Below are 1,307 nucleotides of genomic sequence, written 5' to 3' on the forward strand. Positions count from 1 at the left end.
GTGCAAATCCTGGTCAGGGATGCTGTGGGCGTCGAGGTCGAATTGTTGTTGGCCGGTTGGTGTTTCGGCTTGGTCGGCGGGGTGGGGGACGTCGGGGTCGATGGTGGCGGCGTGGTGGGTGAGTAGTTCGACGCGGTAGGTGAGCAGGCGGGCGTATTGGTCGGGCCGGATGGTTTGGGTGGCGGCGATGTCGCGCAGGTGTTCTGCGGCCGCTGCGAGCAGATCGCGGGGAGGCCAGTCGGAGGCGGTGACGGCGGCGACCAGGCCGGGCCAGGCGGGGTCGGTGATGACGGCTTCGGCGATGCGGGTGCCGAGCAGGTGGTGTAACTCGGCGGTCCAGGGGGGTCGCAGTTTGGTGTCGGTGGCTTCCAGGGAGGGCGGTGCCAGGGTGCTGGCCAGTCGCCACCACAGGGCGGCGGCGGGCATTTCGGCGGGCAGCGGGCCATGCTCGGTGGCGGCGTGGTGCAGTAGGGCGGCGATATCGGCGCCCACACGGGCGGCGTCGTCGAGGTGGGTGGCCAGGCGCGGCCAGAACGGGTCGTCGGTGATGTGCGGGTCGATGGTGGCGGCGAGCCCGCGCCAGCGGGCGGTGTCGGCGCCGGCGCGGGTAAGTGCGGCGTCGAGGCGGGAGTGGATGGCTTGTTGGACGACAGCGGAGCGGTTGGCGTGCTGGTCGGGCCCGGTGATGCGGGTGTCGGCGTCGTCGACGTGGTGGGCGGCGCGGAAGACGGCGATTTCGGCCAGCAGGTTAGGGTGGTCGTCGAGCAGGGGCCGCGCCCAGGCGGGGGCGGTGGCGCTATCCCAGCTGCGCGCGGCGGCGCGGATGCGGTCGGCGAGGTCGCGCACAAGGTTGGCGCGCTGTTGTAGGTAGGCCGCCCAGGGCGGGTCGGCGGTGAGGACGTCGGGGATGGCGGGTAGCCAGTGCAGCGGTCCGGGGTCTGTTGCGGCAGTGCCGGTGGGGGCGGCCAGGCGCCAGTCCAGGACGGCGGCGGGGTCGTGGGCGTCGCCGAGTCCGGTTGCCGCGGCCGCGTGCAGGGCCTCGATGGGGTCGTGTCCTTCGATGGCCAGCAGGGCGAGGTGGCGGCGCAGGACAGGCCAGGCTTGGGCGTCGGTGAGGTGGTGGCGCAGTGCTGCGGCGGCGCTGTCGATGCGGGCCATGATGGTCGGGCCGGCGTGGTGTTCGGCGGCTGCGGTGAGCGCGTCGCTGTACATGGCGGCGGCGCGCTGCAGCCGGGTGAAGGGGTCGCTGTCGGCGGCGGCGAGGCTGTGGGCGGATTGTTGGGCGCCGTCGCGGGCCAGGATGCTGG

Annotated in this window: 1 pseudogene; it reads right to left on the minus strand. The window is 73.2% G+C overall.

The window, feature by feature from the left end:
* Positions 1–1,307, minus strand: a pseudogene (locus tag ACQI5H_RS24535) (MobF family relaxase); the annotation flags it as partial.

Source organism: Mycobacterium heidelbergense (genome assembly GCF_050205645.1).
Classification (GTDB): domain Bacteria; phylum Actinomycetota; class Actinomycetes; order Mycobacteriales; family Mycobacteriaceae; genus Mycobacterium; species Mycobacterium heidelbergense_A.